This window comes from uncultured Tessaracoccus sp., assembly GCF_947286155.1.
Taxonomy (GTDB): Bacteria; Actinomycetota; Actinomycetes; order Propionibacteriales; family Propionibacteriaceae; genus Arachnia.
On record NZ_CAMYPD010000077.1, the window covers coordinates 1 to 7,178 of the forward strand.

The following is a 7,178-nucleotide window of genomic DNA, read 5'->3' on the forward strand; positions in this document are numbered from 1 at the left end:
AGCGAGACCTGCGGGGGCGTGGTCTACGACGGCGTGCCGCTGCCCGGCGTCGAGGTGGCCATTGAGCGCGGCCTCATTCGTCTGAGCGGGCCGATGGTGAGCGGCGGATCGCTGCTGACGAAGGATCGCGGCGAGTGGGCCGACGGGCGCCTCCGCGTGCTCGGACGTGCGGATGACATCGTCATCACCGGTGGCCTCAAAGCTGACCTCGCAGCCGTGCGGGCCGCCGTCACCGCCCTCGACGCCGACGCCTGGGTGCTCGCCGTCGACGATGACGAATGGGGGCAGCGGATCGTGCTGTTTGCCACACATGGCACCCTCGATCAGTGGCGCGCGCGCCTGCGCTCGACGCTCCCGAAGCACGCCTTGCCGCGCCAGCTGTGCGTCGTCGATGAGCTGCCGCGAACTTCTGGCGGCAAGCCAGATCGCGAAAAGCTCCTAAGATGGCTGGCGCAATGACAAGCTTCAACATCTGGGTCGAAGGCGCTCGCCCCCGCACGCTGCCCGCCGCCGTCGCCCCCATCCTCGCCGGCGCTGCCGCCGCCATGTACGCCGAGCGCGTCGACCTGCTTCTCACGGTGCTCGCGCTGCTAGTGGCCGTAGCGCTGCAGGTGGGCGTGAACTATGCCAACGACTACTCCGATGGTGTTCGCGGCACCGACGAAGACCGCGCCGGGCCGCTGCGTCTCACCGCATCCGGCCTGGCCGAGCCCGCCCAGGTGCGACGCGCCGCCTTCGTGAGCTTCGCGGTGGCAGCGCTGGTTGGCCTCGTCATCGTGTGGCTGACGGCGCAGTGGTGGCTGCTCCTCGTCGGCGCGCTGTGCATCCTGGCCGCGTGGTACTACACCGGCGGCAAGCACCCGTACGGCTACATCGGGCTTGGCGAGGTGTTTGTCTTCATTTTCTTCGGGCTGGTCGCCACCGTCGGCACCACCTATATCAATGTGCTCGCCGCGCCTTGGTACGCGTGGTGCGCTGGTGCCGCCGTTGGCGCGATGGCGTGCGGGGTGCTCGTCGGCAATAACCTGCGCGACATTCCCACCGATAAGGAGGTGGGCAAGCGCACCCTCGCCGTGCGCCTCGGCGACCAAGGCACCCGATGGCTGTACACCGCGCTCGTCGTGCTCGCTGCCGCATCAGTGGTGGCCTTCGCGGCGGGCACCACGTGGTGGGCGCTCATCGCCCTCCTGGGGCTCGGCGTGGTCGTCGCCCCGCTGAAACTCGTGCTCGGCGGAGCCACCGGCAAGGCGCTCATTCCTGTCATTCAGGGCACCGGCATGGCAGGCATCGGCATCGGATTCGGGCTCGTCGTCGGGGTGTTCCTCGCATGATCGTCTACGACATCGCCATGCGCGTGCCCTTCCGCGGGCTGCGCAGACGCCAAGGCGTACTGCTTGAAGGCAAGGCCGGCTGGGCCGAGTGGAGCCCTTTCCCCGAGTACGGCGACGAGGAGGCCGCGACGTGGCTACTCGCGGCACTCGACATCGCCGAGCACGGCTTCCCCGGCCCCTTCCGCGACCAGGTGCCCGTCAACGGCATCGTGCCCGCGCTCGCGCCCGACGATGCGGTGCGGCGCGCGAGGGAAACCGGTTGCCGCACCATCAAGATCAAGGTGGCCGGCGAGACTTCTCTCGACGATGACCTCGCCCGCGTGCGCGCCGTGCGCGAGGCGCTCCCGGAGGCGCAGCTGCGTGTCGACGCCAACGGCGGCTGGAGCCTCGACGAGGCCACCCGCGCGCTGAGCGCTCTGGCGCCCCTGCAACTGCAGTATGCCGAACAGCCGTGCGCCAGCGTCGACGACCTCGCCCGCCTGCGCTCCCTGGGACTGGGCGTGCCCATCGTCGCCGACGAGTCCATCCGCAAAGCCGACGACCCGTACCGCGTGGCGGAACTGGACGCGGCCGACGGCATCGTGCTCAAGGTGCAGCCACTCGGCGGCATCCGCCGCTGCCTGGCGCTCGCCAAAGAACTGAGAATGCCGTGCGTGGTGTCGTCGGCGGTGGAAACCTCCGTTGGCATCGCTGCGGGCGTGGCCCTGGCCGCGGCCTTGCCGGAGCTGCCGTGGGCGTGCGGGCTCGAGACCGTGCGGCTACTGGAAGGCGACGTCGTCGAGCGCCCGCTCCTGCCGGATGACGGCTGGCTGACGCCGCCGATCGTCGGCTTGGAGCCGACGCTGGCGTCGCGGCACCTCGCCGACGACGACACGACCAGGTGGTGGCAGGCGCGGTTCGAGCGTGCGCAGCGCGTGCTCGAGGAATCAGGGCAACTGTGATGCGGCAGCACGACAAGGAGCGAGTATGAGCAGTGTGGAGCTGGGTGCGGTGGTGGCGCACACGCTGGCGCGGATGGGCGTCGCCGGCGTGGTGAGCGGCGCGGGGTCGCGCAACGCCCCGCTGTCGATGGCGTTCCACCGTCTCGACGCCGACGGTGCGCTCTCGCTGCACGTCGTCGTCGACGAGCGGTCCGCCGCCTTCCGTGCGCTCGGCCTGTCCAAAGCGACGGGAGAGCTCGCCGTGGTGGCCGTCACCAGCGGATCCGCCGTTGCGAACCTGCACCCTGCCGTGCTGGAAGCCCGGCACGCCGGGGTGCCGATGCTCGTGCTCACCGCCGACCGCCCGATGGAGCTCGTCGGCTCCGGCGCCAGCCAGACCGCCGACCAGGTGGGCATCTTCGGCCCATCCGTGCTGGGCACGGTGCGGCTCTCGTCGCAATCCGGCGGCCCAGCCGCCTGGAGTGCCGCCGTGCAGCGCGCCGCCCACCTGGCGCTCGGCACCCGCACTCGCGAGCCAGGGCCCGTGCAGCTCAACCTCGAGTTCACGCCGCCGCTCGTGGGGCAGGTGCCCACCCCCGACGTGCACGTCGCGCAAGTCGCGGCGAGCCGGGGCAGCGATGTCGTCGAGCTTGTCGGAACCAAGCGCACCGTCGTGGTGGCGGGCGAGGCCGAGCCCGCCGTCGGCGCAGAGGCGCGGGCGCTCGCCGAGCACGCTGGCTTGCCGCTGCTGGCCGAACCCGCTTCGAACGCCCGGGCCGGCCACTGCGCCATCGCGAACTACCGCCGGCTGCTGAACCAGGAGCTCGCCCACGACGCTGAGCGCGCCATCGTCTTCGGGCATCCCACCTTGTCACGGCCTCAACTGGCACTGCTGGCGCGCAGCGACGTCGAGGTTGTCGTCGTGACGCCGCACGCCACCTGGCCCGACACCGGACACCGCGCGAGCATCGTCGCCGACCGAGTCACCCTCGGGCGGCAAGACCCAGCGTGGCTCGCGCGCTGGCGCGAAGCCGACGCCGCCGTCGAAGGCAACGCCGCGTGGAACGGGCGGGCCGTCGCCGACGCGGTGCTAGCCGCCACCGGGCCGGAGGAGAATCTCGTCTTCGGCGCCAGCAACCTCATCCGCGACGCCGACCTCGCACCCATCCAGGCCGCGCCGCCCACCACCTGGGCCAGCCGCGGACAGGCCGGCATCGACGGCACCATCGCCACCGCCGCCGGCATCGCGCTGGGCACCGGGCTCCCAACCACCGTCCTCCTGGGCGACCTCACCGCCCAGCACGACATCGGCTCGCTCGCCCGCCCCAAGTCGGAGCCGCGCGCCCGCCTGCGGATCGTGATCGGCGACGACAACGGCGGCTCGCTCTTCCACAAGCTCGAGCAGGGCCAGCCGGAATACGCCGACGCCTTCGAGCGCGTCTTCGGCACACCGCAAGACGTCGACCTCGCCGCGGTTGCTCGGGCCTTCGGTTGGAACACGACGGTGGCTACCTCCCGCGCAGAACTGCAGGCCGCGCTCGCCAGCGACGCCGAGTGCATCGTCGCGAGGTATCCCCGGCCGTAGCCGTACTGGACCGGCGATATTGATCGACCTCACGGGGGACCCTCCGGTGCTGCCCCGCTTCCGTTCCTAACTGTTGACACATATGCTAGGTGTGTATACGGATAGGAGGCGCGTTGGGGTGACGGTGATAGATCTGAGACCCGTCTTCACACTCGAACAGGCCCGAGCGGCGGGTCTGCGCAAGGATGAGGTCTACAGCCTGCTCGCGGCTGAGGAAATCGAGCGCGTCGGACGTGGTGTGTACCTGCGGCCAGGCGTGATCGATGAGCGCTTTGTTCCCCTCGCCGCCGCGACCGCTGTGCGACCGGAGGCGACGTTATGCCTCACCAGCGCGCTCGCGCATCACGACCTCACCGATGTGATCCCGTTCGGCACCGACATCGCCCTGCCGCGCGGCACCAGGCACCCGGCTGGGTTCAGCCACGTGACCTGGCATAGCTTCGCCACCGACACCTTCACCCTCGGACGCGAAACACACCAGGTCGCCCCGGGTGTGTCAATAGCGATCTACTCGCCCGAGCGGACCATCATCGACTGCTTCCGACTCATGCATCGTGAGGGAAGCGAGACCGCTCACGAGGCACTCCGGCGATGGCTGCGCCACAAAGGCTCAACGCCGGCGAGATTGCTGCGCATGGCCGATGCCTTCTCCAAGGCGAAGCCGCGACTGCACCTGGCGTTGGAGGTGTTGCTATGACTCTGGCACCGGGCCGTGGCACCCGTGCCAGCTACACGCTCAACGATTGCGTTCAGCGTCGGATGCGTGCGTCGCTGTCGTCTGGGTGTAGAGCGCGAGTCGAGGGCCATCGGCCGATTTGATGTACACGCTCGTCATGATCGCTTCGAAGGGCTCTTCGCCCGCGCGCTGAGCGGTGGCCCGGTACACCAGTGCTGCCGCTTCCGCTCCTACGCGAACGATCCGCTCGTCGCTGATCGTATAGCTGTCCCATGCTGGTGCATGGTCGAGGGATGTGACCACGGTGTCCCTGTCCATCGTGAAACCATTCACGAGGACCATGACGGCGTCCTCGGTCATTAATGATCCATAGAACGACGAGCCGGTCTGGTTGCAGAGTAGTGCATCCCACCCCTGACGTTCGAGCGTACTCAGGGCGGGCAGAGTCATTATGTCCATGTACCCGACTGTATTGCGTACTGCACCTATCGCGTCGATCGCATCGACACATCCACGTGTTGTTCGAAGGTTTCGAGCTCCTCGACGCGGCTAGCACGATCCATACGAGACGCGGATCTGCTCGCTAGCTGTACTAGGCGGCAACGCCAGGCGCTAGCTGCCGGGTGACTCCTCGTCGACATCCAAGCGCGCGAGCCAGTGGCGCAACTGCAGCGTGGCGCGCACGTCGTCCTCGTTGTACTCCAGCACCCGCACCCGCGAGGCGTCGTCGTGGTCGTCGACGGCGTTCGCGAACCACGTCTGCGATTGCAGACCGCCCGGCTCCTCGTCGCGCCACGCAAAGCCCGCTCCGCGCGTGGCCACCACTTTCAACCCCAGCCCGTCGACGCCGACGAAGTTGTCTTTGACGTACTGGTAGAGGTCGACGAAATGCTCGCTGACGAGCGCCAACGCCGCCTGGAGCGCTGGATGGTTGGAGCGCTGCGCAAGGCGCCGGATGTGCACCACCTCGTAGTCGGAGTAGTGGTACACACGCATGCCGGGATACCGCTCAGCCATCTGTATCAGCCACTGACAAAACTCCACCGCGAGCGCCAACTCGGCGTCGGCGTCGAGGTGCTCGAACCGCACGAACGGCACGTACTCAGGTTCATCGCCCACCCCGCTCACCAGGCAACCCCACAGGTACACCGACCCGTCGCCCGCCGTCTCGATGTCGAAATCGATCTCAACCTCAGCGCGCGGCACGCCGATCGGATCGACGCTCACCCGCTCCAGCGCGACCCCGCGCGCCATCATCTGCGCCCGACGATGCGCCTGACGCAGGCGGGCTTCCGAACGGTCGCGGTGCTGGGTCAGCGGCAGATACTGCGGCAAAATCTCCTCGATATCGGCCTCCGCGAGCTGCGCGACCGTCTTGATCCCAAGCCCCAACAAGGTCTGCAGCTCCCGCACATCCAACGGCGCCTTGGCAATGCGCAGCGAGAGATCGTCGTCGTCCATCTTTGTGCGGCAGCGCTCCCACCAGGCGCAATACTCGCATTCCTTCACTCGGATGGGGCGCACTAGCGGCTCCGGGTCATCCGTGCCGGTGCGGGCGCTGGCAGCCTCGGCGACGTGCAGGCGGAACCCGTGCTCGTGGTCGTAGCGCTCCAGCGGGCTCCGCAGCTTGTAGCCGCTCGTCCGGGAGAACGTGCGGATGAATTTGTGCTCCAGATTGACCCAGACGATCACCGGGTCGGTGCCATCGCCGGCATCGCCCACGATGCCCACCTGCCGCGCTTCACTGGCCCAGCCGGCGGTGTCGAGGATGCGCCAGGCGTGCGCGAGCTCCAGCAGCGCGCCCTCGCGGTAGGTGCGGTAACGACGGTCGGCGAGCACCGTCCGTTGCGTGGGGGAGCGCAGCGTCGATACCTCCAGATCGTTCCCTCGCATCTGTTTCTCGACGATGCGGTACGGCTTGGTTTTCAGCGGCCAGTAGCGGGGCTCGCTCGCATCCAGGTCGCGGATGAGGGCGTCGGGGGAGCCGCGACGATGGCCCTCCTCGTCGTGGGGGAGCCGCGGGCCGACGATCACCGTCGCGCCCGATTCGACGACAGCCCGCGTCGCCTCGACCCCAGGGCTCTCCCGCAAGTCCACCGCGCCCGGCGACGCCGCCAACACATCGAGGACGGACTTGCGGAAATCGGCGCCGCCCTGGAACGCCTCGTGGAGCGCTTCGTCGAGCACGGGGGCTTCCTGCGTCGGGTCGAATGCGTTGAACGTCTTCACCGGGCAGGAGCGCGCGGCGTAGGGGTCGAGCAGGATCACGGGCGACGTCCTCGGTGCAGCGCGACGATGCCGCCGGTGAGGTTGCGCCACTCGACGCTCGTCCAGCCCGCCTGCGTCATGAGCTCGGCCAACGCGCGCTGATCAGGCCAGTCCATGATGGAATCTGCCAGGTAGCTGTAGGCGACAGGGTTGGGCGAAATCTTCGCCAGCGGGGGCAGGGCGCGCAGCAGGTAGTCCTTGTACACCTTCCGAAAGGCCGGGTTGGTGGGGGTGGAGAACTCATTCACGACGATGCGCCCCCCGCGACGGGTCACCCGCAGCATCTCCTGGAGGGCCTCGAGAGTGTGCTCGACGTTGCGCAGGCCGTAACTGATGGTGACGGCGTCGAATGTCTCGTCGGGGAAGGGGAGCTGGAGCGCGTCGGCGTTGATGAACGA

Annotated in this window: 7 protein-coding genes and 1 pseudogene; 5 read left to right on the forward strand and 3 right to left on the reverse strand. The window is 68.6% G+C overall.

All coding sequences use genetic code 11. The features are described 5' to 3' along the window. The 5 genes and pseudogenes from Q0X68_RS12750 to Q0X68_RS12770 form a co-directional block, all read left to right on the forward strand. Positions 1-459, forward strand: a pseudogene (locus tag Q0X68_RS12750) (hypothetical protein); the annotation flags it as partial. Further along, the gene (locus Q0X68_RS12755; RefSeq protein WP_297752498.1) at positions 456-1,331 is read left to right on the forward strand and encodes a 1,4-dihydroxy-2-naphthoate polyprenyltransferase; all 876 of its coding nucleotides are present in this window, start codon (positions 456-458) and stop codon (positions 1,329-1,331) included. The pseudogene Q0X68_RS12750 and the gene Q0X68_RS12755, both read left to right, overlap by 4 nt. Continuing rightward, on the forward strand, positions 1,328-2,272 hold the full coding sequence (locus tag Q0X68_RS12760) for an o-succinylbenzoate synthase (RefSeq protein ID WP_297752500.1): 945 nt from the start codon (positions 1,328-1,330) through the stop codon (positions 2,270-2,272). Before Q0X68_RS12755 ends, Q0X68_RS12760 begins: the two co-directional genes overlap by 4 nt. Positions 2,273-2,297: 25 nt before the next feature. Then, positions 2,298-3,836, forward strand: a complete 1,539-nt coding sequence (gene menD, locus Q0X68_RS12765; RefSeq protein WP_297752504.1) for a 2-succinyl-5-enolpyruvyl-6-hydroxy-3-cyclohexene-1-carboxylic-acid synthase — start codon at positions 2,298-2,300, stop codon at positions 3,834-3,836. Positions 3,837-3,960: 124 nt separating this feature from the next. Then, a complete protein-coding gene (locus tag Q0X68_RS12770) occupies positions 3,961-4,533 on the forward strand; it encodes a type IV toxin-antitoxin system AbiEi family antitoxin domain-containing protein (RefSeq protein WP_297752507.1) in 573 nt (190 codons plus the stop codon). 39 nt (positions 4,534-4,572) lie between these two features. Here Q0X68_RS12770 and Q0X68_RS12775 read toward each other — a convergent pair whose 3' ends face one another. The 3 genes from Q0X68_RS12775 to Q0X68_RS12785 form a co-directional block, all read right to left on the reverse strand. Further along, positions 4,573-4,971: a nuclear transport factor 2 family protein gene (locus Q0X68_RS12775; protein ID WP_366128406.1), complete on the reverse strand. Its 399-nt coding sequence runs from the start codon at positions 4,969-4,971 to the stop codon at positions 4,573-4,575. 153 nt (positions 4,972-5,124) lie between these two features. Further along, positions 5,125-6,780 carry a TM0106 family RecB-like putative nuclease gene (locus tag Q0X68_RS12780; protein ID WP_297752510.1) on the reverse strand — a complete coding sequence of 552 codons (1,656 nt, stop codon included), beginning with the start codon at positions 6,778-6,780 and terminating at the stop codon, positions 5,125-5,127. Next, a partial coding sequence (locus Q0X68_RS12785; RefSeq protein WP_297752514.1) for a class I SAM-dependent methyltransferase occupies positions 6,777-7,178 on the reverse strand: 402 nt, incomplete at its 5' end. The genes Q0X68_RS12780 and Q0X68_RS12785, both read right to left, overlap by 4 nt.